Origin of the sequence: Streptomyces venezuelae (assembly GCF_008642375.1) — a bacterium.
GTDB lineage: Bacteria > Actinomycetota > Actinomycetes > Streptomycetales > Streptomycetaceae > Streptomyces > Streptomyces venezuelae_G.
In genome coordinates, this window is sequence record NZ_CP029194.1 from 5,376,512 (window position 1) to 5,394,220 (window position 17,709).

Here is a 17,709-nt window from a genome sequence, read left to right on the forward strand (position 1 = left end):
CGAAAATGACCGCACTATGGCAAAGGGACTCGTGAACGTGCAGGGCAAGCCTGCGAAGAAGACGACGGACAAGGCGCCCGAGCGCAAGCTGATCGCGCAGAACAAGAAGGCGCGCCACGACTACCACATCATCGACACCTACGAGTGCGGTGTCGTGCTCATGGGCACCGAGGTGAAGTCGCTGCGGATGGGCCGGGCCTCGCTGGTCGACGGCTTCGTCCAGATCGACAACCACGAGGCGTGGCTGCACAACATCCACGTCCCGGAGTACATGCAGGGCAGCTGGACCAACCACTCGGCCAAGCGCAAGCGCAAGCTGCTCCTGCACCGCGCCGAGATCGACAAGCTGGAGTCGAAGGCCTCGGAGACGGGTCACACGATCGTGCCCCTCGCGCTGTACTTCCTGGGCGGCCGGGTGAAGTGCGAGATCGCGCTCGCCAAGGGCAAGAAGGAGTACGACAAGCGCCAGACGCTGCGCGAGCAGCAGGACACGCGCGAGACCAACCGGGCCATCGCGGCGGCGAAGCGGCGGCAGCGGGCGGCGCAGGCCGCCGAGCGCGGCTAATTCGCTGGCACGGGCACCCGTCGGTCACGTACGATGGGTCACGCACCCCACAGAGGGTGCGGCGTTTGAACTGTGTTTTCAATTGAATACAGCAACATGGGGATGATCGGTTTCGACAGCGGATGTCGAAGCAGTGGGAAGCGTGTCGAGGAAGCGGCAATGATCTCGTAAACCATATGTCGCAACCAATAATCGCCAACACCAAGAGCGATAACTCCCGCTTCGCCCTCGCTGCCTAATTTTAGGTAACGAACAGAAGCCTCTGTGAGGAGCGTCAGCCCGGGGGTGGTCCCGACCCGGATCCTGGCGTCATTTAGGGATCTAAACCTCCAGCCCCGGTCACGGGGGTCGGAGGGAAATCAAACAGTGACTGAGCCCGTTCCGGACTTGTCTGGGTGATCCGGAGGGCTGAGAAACTCGTACCAGACTGCACACGGAGAAGCCCTGATTCCGCACCGTTGGACGCGGGTTCGATTCCCGCCATCTCCACTCATCCCATGTGGGCAGAGGCCCGGCAGTCTTCACGACTGCCGGGCCTTTGTCATGCCGGGACGCGGGTGCGCCGGCCGGTGCCGGTCGCCGTGCACAGGGCGAGCGCCAGGGTCGCCGCGGCGATCGGGGCGAGGAAGCCGAAGGCGGGGAAGGGGGCGTGGTCGGCGGCCCAGCCGCCGGTGGCGGAGCCCGCCGCGACGCCGGCGAGGAGCGCGGTCACCGCGAGGGTCATGCCTTCGTTGAGCTGGGACGCGGGTGTCAGCCGCTGGACCAGGCCCATGCCCGTGAGCATCGTCGGGGCCGTCGCCATGCCCGCCACCAGCAGGCCGCCCGCGAGGGCGAGGAGCGAGCCGGTCGTGGCGGCGAGCAGCGGCATCGCCATCAGGACGGCCATCGCGGCCAGGCAGGTGCCGAGCCGGGCGGTGCGGCGGGCGCGGCCGTAGAGGAGGCCCGCCGCGCAGGAGCCGGCGGCCTGGAGGGCGAGGACGGGGCCGGCGGCGGGCCCGTCCACGAAGGCCAGGGCCACCACCTCCATGGAGCCGAAGACCGCCCCGGTGGCGAGGAAGACCGTGAGGAGCGGCACCATGCCCCTGGTCCGCAGCGGCGAGCCCGCGGCGGTACGGGGCGCGATCGGCGGCTCGGTCGCGCGCTGCGTGGTGAGGAGCAGGGCGCCGCCGAGGAGGAGGGCCGCGGCCACGAGGGTGCCGGCCTCCGGGAAGAGTGTCGAGCAGAGGAACGCGGCGAGCACCGGGCCGAGCATGAAGCAGAGCTCGTCGACTGCCTGCTCGAAGGCGTTGGCGGTGTGCAGGGCGTCCGGGTCGTCCCGGAGGAGGTGTGCCCAGCGGGCCCGGGACATGCCGCCCATGTTCGGGGCGGTGGCGGTGGCGGCGGCGACGAGGCAGAGCGTCCAGGCGGGGGCCTTCTCGTGGACGCAGAGAAGCAGGAGCAGTTGGCCCAGCGCCATGTACGCCGCGGCAGGGACGGCGACGCGGGCCTGGCCGCGGCGGTCGACGAGCCGGGCGATCCAGGGGGCGGCCAGGGCTCCGGAGGCCAGGCCGGTCGCGGTGACCGCGCCGGCCAGGGCGTAGGAGTCGTAGCGGCCCGCGATCATGATCACGGCGCTGATGCCGAACATGCCGCTGGGCATCCGGGCGATCAGGTTCCCCGCGGTGAAGGCGCGGGTGCCGGGGAGGGCGAAGAGGCGGAGGTAGGCGTTGCGGGGAAGGGGCCGGGAGGGGGTGGGGCGGTGATCGGCGGTCCAGGGTGCCGGCTGCGGGTGTTCGCCGTAGCGCGGGGCGAGGGCCGGGCCCGCCGGGGTGAGGGTGAGGTCCGGTTGCGGCATGGATCAAGGTTCGCGGGCGCGGTCCCCGCCGGTCCAACACCTGATCGGTGGCCATTCACGCACCCGTGTTGTTAAATGCGGCGGTGACCTCCTCGTACGACATCGACCCCCGCCTCCTGCGTGCCTTCACCGCCGTCGCCGAGGAGCTGCACTTCACCCGGGCCGCCGCCCGCCTCTACCTCGCCCAGCAGGCCCTGAGCCGTGACATCCGGCGCCTGGAGCGGGAGTTGGGCGCCGAGCTCTTCGTACGGACCACCCGGCAGGTCGCCCTCACCGCCGACGGCGAACGGCTCCTCCCTCACGCGCGAAGGGTGTTGGCCGCCCACGACGAGCTCGCCGAGGCCTTCCGCGCCGCGCCCCGGCCGCTCCTCGTCGACCTCAACAGCCCCGGCCTCGGCCCGGAGGAGGTGCTGGTCCGGGCGCGTGAACTCGCCCCGGACCAGGAGCTGATGGCCCGCTACGAGAGCGGGCTGACCGGCGCCGTACGGGAGATCCTCGCCGGCCGGCTCGACGCCTCCTTCGGCCGCTACGGAGGGCTCGACGCCGGACTGCGGGCGCGGCTCGACTCCGTCTTCGTGCGGTACGAGCGGATGGCCGTGATCCTCCCCGAGGACCACCCGCTCGCCGCCCTGCCCGAGGTCCCGCTCGCCGGGCTCGCCGGGGAGCGGATCTACGCGGGAGCCGGGAACGACCGCACGCCCGAGTGGACCGACCTCGCCGCACGGCTCTTCGCCGGGCGCGGCATCGCGATCGCCCCGCCCGCGCCGCTCGCCGTCGGCAAGGAGGAGTTCGGCCGCATCATGGCCAAGCACCGCACCCCGGTCCTCGCCGTCGTCGGCTTCCCGTCCATGCCGGGCAGTGTGCTGCGCCCGCTCGTCGACCCCGTACCCCTGTCGCCCGTGAGCCTGGTGTGGCGCAAGGGGCTGCGCCATCCCGGCCTCGACGCCCTGCGGGCCGCCGTCGCCGAGATCGGCGCCCGGGAGGACTGGCGGACCCGCCCGGCGGGCTGCTGGCTGCCGGAGGGGGAGCCGGGACTGCCGGGCGCCTGAGGGCTTCAGCGCCCCGCGGGGTCCCCCGCCGAAGGCAGGGGGAGAACCGAGCCCAGAAAAACGGGGGCGCTCACAGGGACCCCGTACTCCGGGTGAGAGCAAGGTTCCGTCCCCGTCACCTCGCGGCACCGGGCTGAAACGCGGCCTCCCTAGCGTCGGTCGCATCAGGGTTCCGACTCCGTGGAGGTGCGTGATGGGTGGCCGATGGATCGAGAAGTGGGAACCGGAGGACGAGACCTTCTGGCGTGAGAAGGGGGAGCGGATCGCCAAGCGGAACCTCCTCTTCTCCGTGATCTCCGAGCACATCGGCTTCTCCATCTGGAGCCTGTGGTCGGTCATGGTCCTCTTCATGGGACCGCGGTACGGCATCGACCCGGCCGGGAAGTTCTTCCTGATCGCGACCGCCACCCTCGTCGGCGCGCTGATCCGGATCCCGTACACCTTCGCCGTGGCCCGCTTCGGCGGCCGCAACTGGACCGTCGTCAGCGCCCTGCTCCTCCTGCTCCCCGCCGGCTTCGCCTTCGCGGTGATGGAGCCCGGCACCTCGTACACGACCTTCGTCCTGGTGGCCGCGCTCACCGGCGTCGGCGGCGGCAACTTCGCCTCCTCCATGACCAACATCAACGCCTTCTTCCCGCTGCGGAAGAAGGGCTGGGCACTCGGCCTCAACGCGGGCGGCGGCAACATCGGCGTCCCCGTCGTCCAGCTCGTCGGCCTGCTCGTCATCGGCACCGCCGGAGCGATGCACCCCCGGATCGTGCTCGGCGTCTACCTGCCCCTGATCGTCGCGGCCGCCGTGTGCGCCGCGCTCTTCATGGACAACCTCGCCCCGGTCAAGAACGACACCGGAGCCGCGAAGGAGGCCGTGCGGGCCCGCCACACCTGGATCATGGCCTTCCTGTACATCGGCACCTTCGGCTCCTTCATCGGCTACAGCTTCGCCTTCGGGCTCGTCCTCCAGACCCAGTTCGGACGCACCCCGCTCCAGGCCGCCTCGCTCACCTTCATCGGCCCGCTCCTCGGCTCCCTCATCCGCCCCGTCGGCGGCTCCCTCGCCGACCGGCACGGCGGCGCCCGCATCACCCTGTGGACCTTCGCCGCGATGGCCGCCTCGACCGGAGTGGTGATCTACGCCTCCGTCATCGAGTCCCTCACCGTCTTCCTCATCGGCTTCATCGGCCTCTTCGTCCTCAGCGGCCTCGGCAACGGCTCCACGTACAAGATGATCCCGGCGATCTTCCTCGCCCAGGGACACCGCAAGGGTCTCGCCGGGGAAGCGGCCGAGGCCTACGGGCGGCGGCTCTCCGGGGCCTCCATGGGCCTCATCGGAGCCGTCGGCGCGCTCGGCGGGCTCGGCATCAACCTCGCCTTCCGCCAGTCCTTCCAGACCGCCGGCACCGGCACCGGGGCCTTCGTCGCCTTCCTCGCCTTCTACGCGGCCTGCATCGTCGTCACCTGGGCGGTATACCTTCGCCGGCCGACGTCCGTGCCCGAGACCGCCGAGGGCGCCGAGGACCCGGAGACCCGGCCCGGCTACGCGAAGGTGTGATCCACCGTGCCCGGCGCGGACCGTAACGACCAGGAAATACGCGCGAACCGAGTCCGACACGCGGCCCCGTCAGCATCTGGTCCCATGGACGAGCAAGAACACGGCCCCCTCGCCGGCTTCACCGTCGGCGTCACCGCGGCGCGGCGCGCGGACGAACTCATCGCGCTGCTGCGCCGGCGCGGCGCGGCCGTCGTCCACGGTCCCGCCCTGCGGATCGTGCCCCTCGCGGACGACACCGAACTCCTCGCCGCGACCAAGGAGCTCATCGCCCACGCCCCGGACGTCGTCGTCGCCACCACGGCGATCGGCTTCCGCGGCTGGGTCGAGGCCGCCGACGGCTGGGGGCACGGGGAGGAGCTCCTCGCCGTCCTCCGGGAGGTCGAGCTCCTCGCCCGGGGCCCCAAGGTCAAGGGAGCCGTACGGGCCGCCGGACTCACCGAGTCCTGGTCGCCCTCCTCGGAGTCCATGGCCGAGGTCCTCGACCGGCTCCTCGCGGAGGGCGTGGACGGCCGGCGCGTCGCCCTCCAGCTCCACGGGGAGCCGCTGCCCGGCTTCGTGGAGGCCCTCACGGCCGGCGGCGCCGAGGTCGTCGTCGTCCCCGTCTACCGCTGGATGCCCCCGGAGGACACCGGCCCCCTGGACCGGCTCCTCGACGCGACCCTCGCCCGCACCCTGGACGCGGTGACCTTCACCAGCGCCCCGGCCGCCGTCTCGCTGTTCTCCCGCGCGGAGGAGAAGGGCGTACGGGCGGAGCTCGTCGCCGCGCTCCGGCACGACGTCCTCGCGGTGTGCGTGGGCCCCGTGACGGCGCTCCCGCTCCAGGCGGAGGGCATCGACACGTACCAGCCCGAGCGCTTCCGGCTCGGCCCGCTCGTCCAGCTGCTCTGCACGGAGCTCCCGGCCCGCTCCCGGGTCCTGCCCGTCGCCGGCCACCGGATGGAGGTCCGCGGGCACGCCGTCCTCGTCGACGGCCGCCTGCGCCCGGTCCCGCCCGCCGGGATGGCCCTCCTGGGACTGCTCGCCCGCCGCCCCGGCTGGGTCGTCTCCCGCGCCGACCTGCTGCGGGCGCTGCCCGGTGCCGGCCGCGACGAGCACGCGGTGGAGACGGCGATGGCCCGCCTGCGGACCGCGCTCGGCACCCCGAAGCTGATCCAGACCGTCGTCAAGCGCGGCTACCGGCTCGCCCTGGACCCGACGGCGGACGACAAGTACGACACCCCGTAGGGCCTCTCCGACGGATCACGGCCGGGGCCGCGAGGGCCTGTCCGGCAAGGGAGTTACGGTACGGGGATGAGCGCAGCCGCCACCTCCTTCCGCATCCGACCGGCCGAACACGCCGACGCGCCCGCGCTCGCCGCCGCCCTGCTGCGCAACCGGGAGTACATGAAGCCCTGGGAGCCGTACCGGCCCGAGCGGTACTACACCGCCGAGGGACAGGCCGAGCGGCTCGCGGACGGCGGAGTGCGGTGGTTCGCCGTCGAGGGGGACACCGTGATCGGCGCCGCGGTCCTCTCCGGGATCGTCCTCGGGCCCTTCCGGAGCGGCTCCCTCGGCTACTGGGTCGACGGGGAACACGCCGGGCGGGGCGTGGCCACCGCGCTCGTCGAGGAGGCCTGCCGGGCGGCCCGCGAGGAACTCGGGATGCACCGGATCGAGGCGTGCACCGTCCTCGACCACCGCGTCTCCCAACGGGTCCTCGCCAAGAGCGGGTTCGTGCAGATCGGCACCGCGCCCCGCTACCTCCACATCGACGGCGAGTGGCGCGACCACCACCTCTTCCAGCGGCTCCTCCACGACGACCCGCCGCCCGGCTTTCCGGGATCACGCCCCGTGAACGGTGATCGCGCCTGACACGGTGCCTTCCGGTGGCGTACGCTCGACGGCTGCCCAGTGCACGTCAGAAGGGGGCCTTAGGTGGCCGCGCAGGAAGCCGTGGACACGGTCAGGGACCGTGAGATCGGTGTCGAGCAGGAACATCTTGACCGGGTCTACCGCCGGCTGGAGGAGAAGATCCACGAGGCGGAGTTCCTGATGAACGACGCCGCCCAGCGGGGCCAGGTCGGCACGCCCGGCGCCCTCGCCGAGCGCGACGCCCAGGTGTTCCGTGCCGGCATCCACCTCAACAGGCTCAACAACGAGTTCGAGGACTTCCTCTTCGGCCGGATCGACCTGCTGTACGGCAAGGACGGCAAGAAGGGCCCGGACGGCGCGTACACCTCCGTCGAGCCCGCCGAGGACGCCGTACGCGACGACAACACGGCCGACATCGGCGAGACCCTCCACATCGGCCGCATCGGCGTCCTCGACTCCGACTACGCGCCGCTCGTCATCGACTGGCGCGCCCCCGCCGCCGCGCCCTTCTACCGGTCGACGCCCGTCGACCCCGGCCGCGTCGTCCGCCGCCGGGTCATCCGCTCCAAGGGCCGCCGGGTCCTCGGCGTCGAGGACGACCTGATGCGCCCCGAGCTGCGGGCCACCCTCGACGGGCGCGAGCTGCCCGTGATCGGCGACGGTGCCCTGATGGCCGCCCTCGGTCAGGCCCGCAGCCACACCATGCGGGACATCGTCTCCTCCATCCAGGCGGAGCAGGACCTCGTCATCCGCGCGCCCGCCGCCTCCGTCACGTACGTCGAGGGCGGGCCCGGCACCGGCAAGACCGCCGTCGCCCTGCACCGGGCCGCCTACCTGCTCTACCAGGACCGGCGGCGGTACGCGGGCGGCATCCTCATCGTCTCCCCGACCCCGCTCCTCGTCTCGTACACCGAGGGCGTCCTGCCCTCCCTCGGCGAGGAGGGCCAGGTCGCGATCCGCGCCGTCGGCAACCTCGTCGACGGAGCCGAGGCCACCGCCTACGACGAGCCGGCCGTCGCCCGCGTCAAGGGCTCCTCCCGCATGGTCCACGTGCTGCGGAAGGCCGCCCGCGGCGCCCTGGAGACCCCCGCGCCCCGGCAGCCCGCCGGGGACCAGCTGGAGTTCGGCGAGGAGGCCCCCGCACCCACCGGGACGCCCAACCGGCTCCGGGTCGTCGCCTTCGGCCGACGGATCGAGCTGGAGGCCGACGACCTGCGGCGCATCCGCCACAACGTCCTCGGCGGCACCGCCCCCGTCAACCTGCTGCGCCCGCGCGCCCGGCGGCTGCTCCTCGACGCGCTGTACGCCAAGTCCGGCTCGGCAGGACGGCACAGCGACCCCGAGCTCGCGGCCGAGCTGCGCTCCTCCTTCGACGAGGACGTGTCGACGGAGGACTCCTTCCTCACCTTCCTCGACGCCTGGTGGCCCGAGCTCACCCCGCGTGCGGTGCTCGACGCGATGGCCGACGAGCGGAGGCTCGGCCGCTGGGCCCGCCGGATCCTCAACCCGGGAGAGGTGCGGCGGCTCGCCCGCTCGCTGCGCCGCCGGGAGCTCTCCGTCCACGACGTGGCGCTCCTCGACGAGCTCCACACCCTGCTCGGCGCCCCCGCACGGCCCCGCAAGAAGCGGGAGTACGACCCGCTGGACCAGCTCTCGGGCCTGGAAGAGCTCATGCCCGTACGCGAGGAGACGCAGCGCGAGCGCGCCGAGCGGCTCGCCGCCGAGCGCACCGAATACGCGCACGTCATCGTCGACGAGGCGCAGGACCTCACGCCCATGCAGTGGCGGATGGTCGGACGGCGCGGCCGGCACGCCACCTGGACGGTCGTCGGCGACCCGGCGCAGTCCTCCTGGTCCGACCCGGACGAGGCCGCCGAGTCGCGGGACGAGGCCCTCGGCAGCCGGCCCCGGCGCCGCTTCGAGCTGACCGTGAACTACCGGAACCCGGCGGAGATCGCCGAGCTCGCCGCCAAGGTGCTCGCCCTCGCCATGCCGGGCAAGGAATCGCCGCGCGCGGTCCGCTCGACGGGCGTCGAGCCCCGGTTCGTCCCGGTTCAGGACAAGGGTGACTTGGCCGAAACCGTACGGTCCGAGGCGGCGCTGCTCCTGGAGCGGGTCGAGGGCACGGTGGGCGTCGTCGTCGCCATGAACCGGCGCGCGGAGGCCGCCCGCTGGCTGGCCGAGCTGGGCGACCGGGTGGTGGCGCTGGGCTCCCTGGAGGCGAAGGGCCTGGAGTACGACGCGACGGTGGTCGTCTCGCCCGCGGAGATCGCGGACGAGTCCCCGGCCGGCCTGCGGGTGCTGTACGTGGCGCTGACGCGCGCGACGCAGCAGCTCACGGTGGTCGCGGGGCCGGGGGACATGCCGGACGAGGCAGGGGTGCCGGACCTGCTGCGGGACTGAGCCGGAAGGGCCGCCCGGCTGAGCCGGAAGGAGGGTCCGGGGGCCGATTTCCGGTCAACCTGTGGCGCTGGAATCACCAAGCAGGGTGGTTTGTTAGCCTTGTCGTGGCACCGGCTCGATCCAAGCCCCCGGGCCCAACCTTCGTCCCTTAGAGGGACCACTTGCCGCGAGGCGAGCATGGCGGGTCGGTGCCATTTAGACGTACGTACAAAGTTGAGGCCCCTGTCACCCCTGGTGACGGGGGCCTCTTCTGTTTCCCCAGCGTCTCTCGTATGGTGGAAACTACTTTCCGAAAACAAAATGACCGCATTACCTGCTACCCGCAGGTAGGTGCGACCATCGGAGGGCGCCGCCGGGCAACCAGCCGGGGCGGCGTAGCAATGAAGCTCAGGGAAAGCAGAGGAACTCGGCCATGGCAACGGCGCCCAGCGTCTCGTACTCGATGACGGTCCGGCTGGAGGTTCCCGCGAGCGGAACCGCGGTCTCCCAGCTCACCACGGCGGTGGAGTCCCACGGCGGATCCGTCACCGGCCTCGACGTGACCGCCTCCGGCCACGAGAAGCTCCGCATCGACGTCACCATCGCCGCCACCTCTACGGCCCACGCCGACGAGATCGTCGAGCAGCTGCGGACCATCGAGGGCGTCACCCTCGGCAAGGTCTCCGACCGTACGTTCCTGATGCACCTCGGCGGCAAGATCGAGATGGCGTCCAAGCACCCCATCCGCAACCGTGACGACCTCTCCATGATCTACACCCCGGGCGTCGCCCGCGTGTGCATGGCGATCGCCGAGAACCCCGAGGACGCCCGCCGCCTCACCATCAAGCGCAACACCGTCGCGGTCGTCACCGACGGCTCCGCCGTCCTCGGCCTCGGCAACATCGGCCCGATGGCCGCCATGCCGGTCATGGAGGGCAAGGCCGCCCTCTTCAAGCGCTTCGCCGACATCGACGCCTGGCCGCTCTGCCTCGACACCCAGGACACCGACGAGATCGTCGCGATCGTCAAGGCGATCGCCCCCGGCTTCGCGGGCATCAACCTGGAGGACATCTCCGCGCCCCGCTGCTTCGAGATCGAGGCCCGGCTGCGCGAGGCCCTCGACATCCCCGTCTTCCACGACGACCAGCACGGCACGGCCATCGTCGTCCTCGCCGCCCTCACCAACGCGCTGCGCGTGGTGGGCAAGAGCGTCGGTGACGTACGGGTCGTCATGTCCGGTGCCGGCGCGGCCGGTACGGCCATCCTCAAGCTGCTCATCGCGGCGGGCGTCAAGCACGCCGTCGTCGCCGACATCCAGGGCGTCGTACACGCCGACCGCGCGGACCTCGTGGACGCCCCGGCCGACTCGCCGCTGCGCTGGATCGCCGACAACACCAACCCCGAGGGCGTCACCGGCACCCTCAAGGAGGCCGTCGTCGGCGCGGACGTCTTCATCGGCGTCTCGGCCCCGAACCTGCTGGGCGCCGAGGACGTCGCCGCCATGGCGGACGGCGCCATCGTGTTCGCGCTCGCGAACCCCGACCCGGAGGTCGACCCGGCCGCCGCGCGCCAGACGGCCGCCGTCGTCGCCACGGGCCGCTCGGACTTCCCGAACCAGATCAACAACGTCCTGGTCTTCCCGGGTGTCTTCCGCGGCCTGCTGGACGCTCAGTCCCGTACCGTCAACACGGAGATGATGCTGGCGGCGGCCTCCGCCCTCGCCGGCGTGGTCACCGAGGACGAGCTGAACCCGAACTACATCATCCCGTCGGTCTTCAACGACAAGGTCGCGGGCGCGGTGGCCGGCGCCGTGCGCAACGCGGCCAAGGCCGCGAGCGGGCGCTGACGGCGCGTCGCGATTCGCGATGCCGCAAACCCGCCTTTAGGGTGGCTTTTCGGCTCCGTACGGAAATCACGGAGTCGACGGAACGTCACCACTACGGGGCTCCGGCGCTTTTCGTGTGACCCCAGGGGGTGCCGGATTGGCGTTCCCGCCGCTGGTGGGGGCAGGATGCGTGTTTGGGCGCGAGGGTCTGTCATTAGACCCGGGTCCGGGGACTGTCCGAAGGCCCTGGCAGCATCGGCTTCGCTGTACCCAATCACGCGGCTTCCGCCGCGTGGCACGCCTCACAGGCAAGAAGAACACGGGAGTAACAACATGAACCGCAGTGAGCTGGTGGCCGCCCTGGCCGACCGCGCCGAGGTGACCCGCAAGGACGCCGACGCCGTGCTGGCCGCTCTCGCCGAGACCGTCGGTGAGGTCGTCGCCAAGGGCGACGAGAAGGTCACCATCCCCGGCTTCCTGACCTTCGAGCGCACCCACCGTGCCGCTCGCACCGCTCGTAACCCGCAGACCGGCGACCCGATCAACATCCCGGCCGGCTACAGCGTGAAGGTCTCCGCGGGCTCGAAGCTCAAGGAAGCCGCCAAGGGCAAGTAAGGCAGCCTAGAGGCGCAGAAAGGGCGGCCACCCTGTCAGGGGGTGGCCGCCCTTTCGTATGCCCTGTGCGGGCCCCACAGGGGCCCGCACACGCTCACGGCGGTGTCCTGGCGCGTCAGACCAGCGCGCTGCCGGGGAGCTCGACCTTGGCGCCGAGCTCGACGAGCTTCTCCATGAAGTTCTCGTAGCCGCGGTTGATCAGCTCGATACCGTGCACCCGGGACGTGCCCTGGGCGGCCAGTGCCGCGATCAGGTACGAGAAGCCGCCGCGCAGGTCGGGGATGACCAGGTCGGCGCCCTGGAGCTTGGTCGGGCCGCTCACGACCGCGGAGTGCAGGAAGTTGCGCTGGCCGAAGCGGCAGTCGGAGCCGCCCAGGCACTCGGGGTACAGCTGGATGTGCGCGCCCATCTGGTTCAGCGCGGAGGTGAAGCCGAGGCGCGACTCGTACACCGTCTCGTGGACGATGGAGAGGCCGGAGGCCTGCGTCAGGGCCACGACCAGCGGCTGCTGCCAGTCCGTCTGGAAGCCGGGGTGCACGTCCGTCTCCAGGGCGATCGCGTTGAGCGAGCCGCCCGGGTGCCAGAAGCGGATGCCCTCGTCGTCGATCTCGAAGGCGCCACCCACCTTCCGGTAGGTGTTGAGGAAGGTCATCATCGAGCGCTGCTGGGCGCCGCGCACGTAGATGTTGCCCTCGGTGGCCAGCGCCGCCGACGCCCAGGAGGCCGCCTCCAGGCGGTCCGGGAGCGCCCGGTGGGTGTAGCCGTCGAGGCGGTCGACACCGGTGATCCGGATGGTCCGGTCGGTGTCCATGGAGATGATCGCGCCCATCTTCTGCAGGACGCAGATGAGGTCCTCGATCTCGGGCTCCACCGCCGCGTTCGACAGCTCGGTGACGCCCTCGGCGAGCACCGCCGTGAGCAGCACCTGCTCGGTCGAGCCGACCGAGGGGTACGGGAGGCGGATCTTGCAACCGCGAAGCCGCTGCGGGGCCTCCAGGTACTGGCCGTCCGCCCGCTTCTCGATCGTGGCGCCGAACTGGCGCAGCACGTCGAAGTGGAAGTCGATCGGCCGGCCGCCGATGTCGCAGCCGCCGAGGCCCGGGATGAAGGCGTGGCCGAGGCGGTGCAGCAGCGGGCCGCAGAAGAGGATCGGGATGCGGGACGAGCCGGCGTGCGCGTCGATGTCGGCGACGTTCGCGGACTCCACATGCGTCGGGTCGAGGACGAGCTCGCCGGGCTCCTCACCCGGACGGACCGTCACACCGTGCAGCTGGAGCAGTCCGCGGACCACGCGGACGTCACGGATGTCGGGCACATTGCGCAGTCGGCTGGGACCGCTGCCGAGCAGGGCGGCGACCATCGCCTTGGGCACGAGGTTCTTCGCGCCGCGGACGCGGATCTCGCCCTCCAGCGGGGTTCCGCCGTGGACAAGCAGGACATCGTCTGTGCCGGTCATGAATCTCGCGTTCCGGTCGGGTCGGTCGGGTGGCCAGAGAAAAGGGTAAGGGGCCATGAGACCCCGATCGGGTGCGTCGGGGGGTCTGTCAGATGTAATGAATTCGGCACAACACCCTCTGTTCTCGTGATCTTGCGGAGCGTTACCGTCCGCTTGTGTCGGTTCGTCCGTGCGTCGCCCGTACGCGAAGACCTCCCGCGCCCTTCTGAACTGCGAAGGCCGCCGACTTCCCGCCGCCGCGCCCCGATCGCGCCCGACAACCCCCGCGAACGCCGAAGATGCGGGATCATGTGTCGCATGACCGAGGTGTCCTCGCTCACAGGACGGCTGCTCGTGGCCACCCCCGCGCTGGCGGACCCGAATTTCGACCGCGCGGTCGTCCTGCTGCTCGATCACGACGACGAGGGCTCGCTCGGCGTGGTCCTCAACCGGCCGACGCCGGTGACCGTCGGCGACATCCTCGCGCCCTGGGCCGCACTCGCCGGCGAACCCGGAGTCGTCTTCCAAGGCGGCCCCGTCTCGCTCGACGCGGCGCTCGGCGTCGCCGTGATCCCCGGGGACGAGGGCCCCCTCGGCTGGCGGCGGGTGTACGGGGCGATCGGCCTCGTCGACCTGGAGGCCCCGCCCGAGCTGCTCGGCCCCGCCCTCGGCTCGCTGCGGATCTTCGCCGGGTACGCGGGCTGGGGCCCCGGCCAGCTGGAGACCGAGCTGGGCGACGGAGCCTGGTACGTGGTCGAGTCGGAGCCCGGCGACGTCTCCTCGCCGCACCCCGAGACCCTCTGGCGGCAGGTCCTGCGCCGCCAGCGCGGGGAACTGGCCATGATCGCGACGTACCCCGACGACCCGTCCCTCAACTGAGCCCCACGGCTTTCAGTACCCTTGGCGGTTATGAGCACTCTCGAGCCCGAGCGCGGGGCAGGTACGGGAACCCTCGTGGAGCCGACTCCACAGGTGTCCCACGGTGACGGCGACCACGAGCGCTACGCCCACTACGTCCAGAAGGACAAGATCATGGCGAGCGCCCTCGACGGGACTCCCGTCGTGGCGCTGTGCGGAAAGGTCTGGGTACCGGGGCGCGACCCCAAGAAGTACCCGGTCTGTCCGATGTGCAAGGAGATCTACGAGTCCATGGGCGCCGGCGGTGGCGACAAGGACAAGGGCGGCAAGGACAAGTAGGCGGATCCCGCAGATCCGGTAGGTCCTGACGTCGGGGCGGCCCCCGTCGTGCGTACTTCGGTGCGTGCGGCGGGGGTCGTTTCGCGTTTTCCGCCCTCTCCGCGTCCCCCCCCCGGCCCCGTTGCGCAGGGTGCTTTCGCCGGTCACGGAGTGGTTGAGGTGGTCGAGACCTCTTGTCGGCTCACCGGAACCACGCCTAACCTCACGCGTGTTGTGCAGAACGAAACGCTCATTGCGTATGTTGCAACGCACCTGGAGGGGATCCGCCATGAAGCTTCCTGCCCGCCTTGCCGCTCCGGCCGCCGCACTCCTGCTCGCCGGCCTCACCGCCACCGCCTGCGCGCCCCAGACCTCGGACGGCAAGGCCGCGGCGGACGAGAAGAGCGGCACCCTGCGCGTCTGGCTCTTCCAGGAGGTGAGCAACAAGCCCAAGGAACAGGTCGTCGCCCAGGCCGTCGCCGCCTTCGAGAAGCGCAACCAGGGCGCGAAGGTCGAGGTCGAGTACATCCCCGTCGAGACCCGCGCCCAGCGCGTCAAGGCCGCCTTCAACGACCCCAAGTCCGCTCCCGACCTCATCGAGTACGGCAACACCGACACCGCCGGATACGTCAAGGACGGCGGACTCGCCGACATCAGCGCCGAGTTCGCGGCCTGGGGCGAGGCGAAGGACACCGACCCGACGGCCCGGAAGTCCGTCACCGTCGGCGGCAAGGTCTACGGCTCCCCGCTCTTCGTCGGCCTCCGCGCCCTCTACTACCGCACCGACGTCTTCAAGGAACTCGGCCTCACCGCCCCCAAGAGCCAGGCCGAACTCGTCGCCACCGCCAAGAAGATCCGCAAGGCGAAGCCCGACCTGTACGGCATCGCCGTCGGCGGCGCCTACACCTACGGCGCCATGCCCTTCGTCTGGGCCGCCGGCGGCGAACTCGCGACGGAGAACGACGGCTCTTACAAAGCAGCAGTCAACAGCGAGGCCGCGCTCAAGGGCATCGCCACGTACACCTCGCTCTTCGGCGACGACAACTGCCCGGCCGCCAAGTGCGCCCAGATGGGCGGCAATGCGACCGTCACCGCATTCGCCTCCGGCAAGGCGGCCATGGCCATCGGCGGCGACTTCAGCCACGCGGCCGTCGAGGCCGGCACCGTCAAGGGGAAGTACGCGGTCGTCCCGCTGCCCGGCACGGCCCCCGGCTCCATCGCCCCTGCCTTCGCCGGCGGCAACAACATCGGCATCCTCAAGAGCACCTCGCACCGCACCCTCGCCGTCGACCTCCTGAAGTCCCTCACCGGCAAGGACACCCAGGGCAAGCTCTTCGACGCGATGGGCTTCCTGCCCACCTACACCGACGTACGGGCCGCCGCCGCACAGCGCCAGCCCTTCGTGAAGCCCTTCATCGACACCCTCGACGCCGGCACCAGGTTCGTCCCGGCGTCACCCGGATGGGGCCAGATCGACTCCTCCCTCGTCCTGCCCACGATGTTCCAGGAGGTCGTGAGCGGCCGTAAGGACGTCAAGGCGGCGGCCGACGACGCCGCGAAGAAGATGGACGCGGCCTTCGCGCCGACGAGCTGAGCCGCACGCATGACGACCCCTGACACGACCTCCGCCACGCTCCCGGCCCCCCGGGGCCGCACGCGGACCACCGGCCGCACCCCCACCCCCGCACCCACGCGCACCGTCCGGCGCCGCACGAGCGCCTGGACCCCCTGGCTGTACCTCCTGCCCGCCCTCGCCGTCATCGGCGGACTCCTCGTCTACCCCGTCTACCAGCTCGGCCTCATCTCCTTCCTGGAGTACACCCAGGCCCAGGTCAGCGGCGGCGAACCCACCTATTTCAAGGGCTTCGGCAACTACACGGCCCTCTTCACCGACCCCCAGTTCTGGCAGGTCCTCCTCGCCACCGTCCTCTTCGCCGCCGCCTGCGTCGTCACCACGCTCGCCGTCGGCTGCGCCCTCGCCGTCCTCCTGACCCGCGTCCGGGCCCTGCCGCGGCTCGCCCTGATGGTGGCCGCGCTCGGCGCCTGGGCCACACCCGCCGTCACCGGCTCCACCGTCTGGGTCTTCCTCTTCGACCCCGACTTCGGCCCGGTGAACCGGCTCCTCGGCCTGGGCGACTTCTCCTGGACGTACGGGCGGTACAGCGCCTTCGCCCTGGTCCTCCTCGAAGTCGTCTGGTGTTCCTTCCCGTTCGTGATGGTCACCGTCTACGCGGGCATCAAGGCCATCCCGTCCGAGGTCCTGGAGGCCGCCGCCCTCGACGGCGCCTCGCAGTGGCGGATCTGGCGCTCGGTCATGGCGCCGATGCTCCGGCCGATCCTGGTCGTCGTCACCATCCAGTCGATCATCTGGGACTTCAAGCTCTTCACCCAGATCTACGTGATGACCAACGGCGGCGGCATCGCCGGCCAGAACCTCGTCCTCAACGTGTACGCGTACCAGAAGGCCTTCGCCTCGTCCCAGTACAGCCTGGGCTCGGCGATCGGCGTGGTCATGCTGCTGATCCTGCTGGCCGTGACCCTGGTCTACCTGCGGCTCCTGCGACGCCAGGGAGAAGAACTTTGAGCCCGACCCTCTTCCGCGTCCGGCGGCCCGGGCGCCTCGCAGCCGAGGCGGTCACGCTGCTCGTCGCGGCGGCCGTCGCCTTCCCGCTGTACTGGATGGTCCTCTCGGCCCTCAAGCCGGCGGGCGAGATCCAGTCGACGGAGCCCCGGCCGTGGACGCTCTCCCCGTCCCTCGACTCCTTCCGGCGCGTCTTCGACCAGCAGGAGTTCGGCCGCTACTTCCTCAACTCGCTGATCGTGGCGGGCACGGTCGTCCTCGCCTCCGCGCTCATCGCCTTCCTGGCGGCGACGGCGGTCACGCGGTTCCGCTTCCGGTTCCGGACGACGCTCCTCGTCATGTTCCTGGTCGCCCAGATGGTGCCGGTCGAGGCGCTCACCATCCCGCTGTTCTTCCTCATGCGGGACTTCGGCCAGCTCAACACCCTCGGCTCGCTGATCCTGCCGCACCTCGCCTTCTCGCTCCCCTTCGCGATCTGGATGCTCCGGGGCTTCGTCAAGGCGGTCCCTGAAGCCCTGGAGGAACAGGCCCAGATCGACGGCGCGAGCCGTACGCGCTTCCTCTGGCAGATCCTCTTCCCGCTGGTCTTCCCCGGCCTCGTGGCGACGAGCGTCTTCTCGTTCATCTCGACCTGGAACGACTTCCTCTTCGCGAAGTCCTTCCTCATCAGCGACACCTCGCAGTCGACCCTGCCGATGGCCCTGCTCGTCTTCTTCAAGCCCGACGAGAACGACTGGGGAGGCATCATGGCCGGCTCGACCGTGATGACCCTCCCGGTGCTCGTCTTCTTCGTACTCGTACAGCGCCGCCTGGTCTCGGGACTGGGCGGGGCGGTGAAGGACTGACG

General features: G+C 71.0%; 15 protein-coding genes and 1 other RNA gene. 14 read left to right on the plus strand and 2 right to left on the minus strand.

Going from position 1 to position 17,709, the window contains the following annotated elements:
• Positions 1-16: 16 nt before the first annotated feature.
• A complete protein-coding gene (gene smpB, locus DEJ46_RS24720) occupies positions 17-565 on the plus strand; it encodes an SsrA-binding protein SmpB (protein ID WP_223835059.1) in 549 nt (182 codons plus the stop codon).
• A gap of 98 nt (positions 566-663) precedes the next feature.
• Positions 664-1,057: a transfer-messenger RNA gene (ssrA, locus tag DEJ46_RS24725) on the plus strand.
• Positions 1,058-1,106: 49 nt separating this feature from the next.
• Here the strand turns inward: ssrA and DEJ46_RS24730 are convergent.
• Positions 1,107-2,399: an MFS transporter gene (locus DEJ46_RS24730; RefSeq protein ID WP_150269749.1), complete on the minus strand. Its 1,293-nt coding sequence runs from the start codon at positions 2,397-2,399 to the stop codon at positions 1,107-1,109.
• A gap of 47 nt (positions 2,400-2,446) precedes the next feature.
• Here DEJ46_RS24730 and DEJ46_RS24735 point away from each other — a divergent pair, with 47 nt between their 5' ends.
• From DEJ46_RS24735 to DEJ46_RS24765, 7 genes are all read left to right on the plus strand, one after another.
• A complete protein-coding gene (locus DEJ46_RS24735; protein WP_317852192.1) occupies positions 2,447-3,448 on the plus strand; it encodes a LysR family transcriptional regulator in 1,002 nt (333 codons plus the stop codon).
• A gap of 193 nt (positions 3,449-3,641) precedes the next feature.
• Positions 3,642-4,997 (plus strand): nitrate/nitrite transporter, encoded by a 1,356-nt coding sequence (locus tag DEJ46_RS24740; protein WP_150269751.1) that lies wholly within the window; start codon positions 3,642-3,644, stop codon positions 4,995-4,997.
• Between the two features lie 84 nt (positions 4,998-5,081).
• Positions 5,082-6,221: a uroporphyrinogen-III synthase gene (locus tag DEJ46_RS24745; protein WP_150269753.1), complete on the plus strand. Its 1,140-nt coding sequence runs from the start codon at positions 5,082-5,084 to the stop codon at positions 6,219-6,221.
• 66 nt (positions 6,222-6,287) lie between these two features.
• A complete protein-coding gene (locus tag DEJ46_RS24750; RefSeq protein ID WP_150269755.1) occupies positions 6,288-6,848 on the plus strand; it encodes a GNAT family N-acetyltransferase in 561 nt (186 codons plus the stop codon).
• A 63-nt stretch (positions 6,849-6,911) separates the two neighbouring features.
• Positions 6,912-9,251: a HelD family protein gene (locus tag DEJ46_RS24755; RefSeq protein ID WP_150269757.1), complete on the plus strand. Its 2,340-nt coding sequence runs from the start codon at positions 6,912-6,914 to the stop codon at positions 9,249-9,251.
• Positions 9,252-9,663: 412 nt separating this feature from the next.
• Entirely contained in the window at positions 9,664-11,076 is a 1,413-nt protein-coding gene (locus tag DEJ46_RS24760) for an NAD-dependent malic enzyme (protein WP_150269759.1), read from the plus strand.
• Positions 11,077-11,388: 312 nt separating this feature from the next.
• The gene (locus DEJ46_RS24765) at positions 11,389-11,670 is read left to right on the plus strand and encodes an HU family DNA-binding protein (protein ID WP_017237029.1); all 282 of its coding nucleotides are present in this window, start codon (positions 11,389-11,391) and stop codon (positions 11,668-11,670) included.
• 115 nt (positions 11,671-11,785) lie between these two features.
• On the opposite strand, the gene murA is transcribed toward DEJ46_RS24765, so the two are convergent.
• On the minus strand, positions 11,786-13,126 hold the full coding sequence (gene murA / locus DEJ46_RS24770; RefSeq protein WP_150269760.1) for a UDP-N-acetylglucosamine 1-carboxyvinyltransferase: 1,341 nt from the start codon (positions 13,124-13,126) through the stop codon (positions 11,786-11,788).
• A gap of 297 nt (positions 13,127-13,423) precedes the next feature.
• Between murA and DEJ46_RS24775 the strand changes: the two genes are divergently transcribed.
• From DEJ46_RS24775 to DEJ46_RS24795, 5 genes are all read left to right on the plus strand, one after another.
• Positions 13,424-13,984, plus strand: a complete 561-nt coding sequence (locus tag DEJ46_RS24775; protein WP_093875854.1) for a YqgE/AlgH family protein — start codon at positions 13,424-13,426, stop codon at positions 13,982-13,984.
• 30 nt (positions 13,985-14,014) lie between these two features.
• A complete protein-coding gene (locus DEJ46_RS24780; RefSeq protein ID WP_024761666.1) occupies positions 14,015-14,302 on the plus strand; it encodes a DUF3039 domain-containing protein in 288 nt (95 codons plus the stop codon).
• Between the two features lie 268 nt (positions 14,303-14,570).
• Positions 14,571-15,875, plus strand: a complete 1,305-nt coding sequence (locus DEJ46_RS24785) for an extracellular solute-binding protein (protein ID WP_150269761.1) — start codon at positions 14,571-14,573, stop codon at positions 15,873-15,875.
• Between the two features lie 9 nt (positions 15,876-15,884).
• Positions 15,885-16,865 (plus strand): carbohydrate ABC transporter permease, encoded by a 981-nt coding sequence (locus DEJ46_RS24790; RefSeq protein WP_150269762.1) that lies wholly within the window; start codon positions 15,885-15,887, stop codon positions 16,863-16,865.
• The gene (locus DEJ46_RS24795) at positions 16,862-17,707 is read left to right on the plus strand and encodes a carbohydrate ABC transporter permease (RefSeq protein ID WP_150269763.1); all 846 of its coding nucleotides are present in this window, start codon (positions 16,862-16,864) and stop codon (positions 17,705-17,707) included. Before DEJ46_RS24790 ends, DEJ46_RS24795 begins: the two co-directional genes overlap by 4 nt.
• The last annotated feature ends 2 nt before the right edge of the window (positions 17,708-17,709 follow it).

What these genes read in the sequence shown, in the direction of transcription:
- smpB (WP_223835059.1), top strand. Translation starts at nt 17, where the DNA reads ATGGCAAAGGGACTCGTGAACGTGCAGGGCAAGCCTGCGAAGAAGACG.
- DEJ46_RS24730 (WP_150269749.1), bottom strand. Translation starts at nt 2,399, where the DNA reads ATGCCGCAACCGGACCTCACCCTCACCCCGGCGGGCCCGGCCCTCGCC.
- DEJ46_RS24740 (WP_150269751.1), top strand. Translation starts at nt 3,642, where the DNA reads ATGGGTGGCCGATGGATCGAGAAGTGGGAACCGGAGGACGAGACCTTC.
- DEJ46_RS24745 (WP_150269753.1), top strand. Translation starts at nt 5,082, where the DNA reads ATGGACGAGCAAGAACACGGCCCCCTCGCCGGCTTCACCGTCGGCGTC.
- DEJ46_RS24750 (WP_150269755.1), top strand. Translation starts at nt 6,288, where the DNA reads ATGAGCGCAGCCGCCACCTCCTTCCGCATCCGACCGGCCGAACACGCC.
- DEJ46_RS24760 (WP_150269759.1), top strand. Translation starts at nt 9,664, where the DNA reads ATGGCAACGGCGCCCAGCGTCTCGTACTCGATGACGGTCCGGCTGGAG.
- DEJ46_RS24765 (WP_017237029.1), top strand. Translation starts at nt 11,389, where the DNA reads ATGAACCGCAGTGAGCTGGTGGCCGCCCTGGCCGACCGCGCCGAGGTG.
- murA (WP_150269760.1), bottom strand. Translation starts at nt 13,126, where the DNA reads ATGACCGGCACAGACGATGTCCTGCTTGTCCACGGCGGAACCCCGCTG.
- DEJ46_RS24775 (WP_093875854.1), top strand. Translation starts at nt 13,424, where the DNA reads ATGACCGAGGTGTCCTCGCTCACAGGACGGCTGCTCGTGGCCACCCCC.
- DEJ46_RS24780 (WP_024761666.1), top strand. Translation starts at nt 14,015, where the DNA reads ATGAGCACTCTCGAGCCCGAGCGCGGGGCAGGTACGGGAACCCTCGTG.
- DEJ46_RS24785 (WP_150269761.1), top strand. Translation starts at nt 14,571, where the DNA reads ATGAAGCTTCCTGCCCGCCTTGCCGCTCCGGCCGCCGCACTCCTGCTC.
- DEJ46_RS24790 (WP_150269762.1), top strand. Translation starts at nt 15,885, where the DNA reads ATGACGACCCCTGACACGACCTCCGCCACGCTCCCGGCCCCCCGGGGC.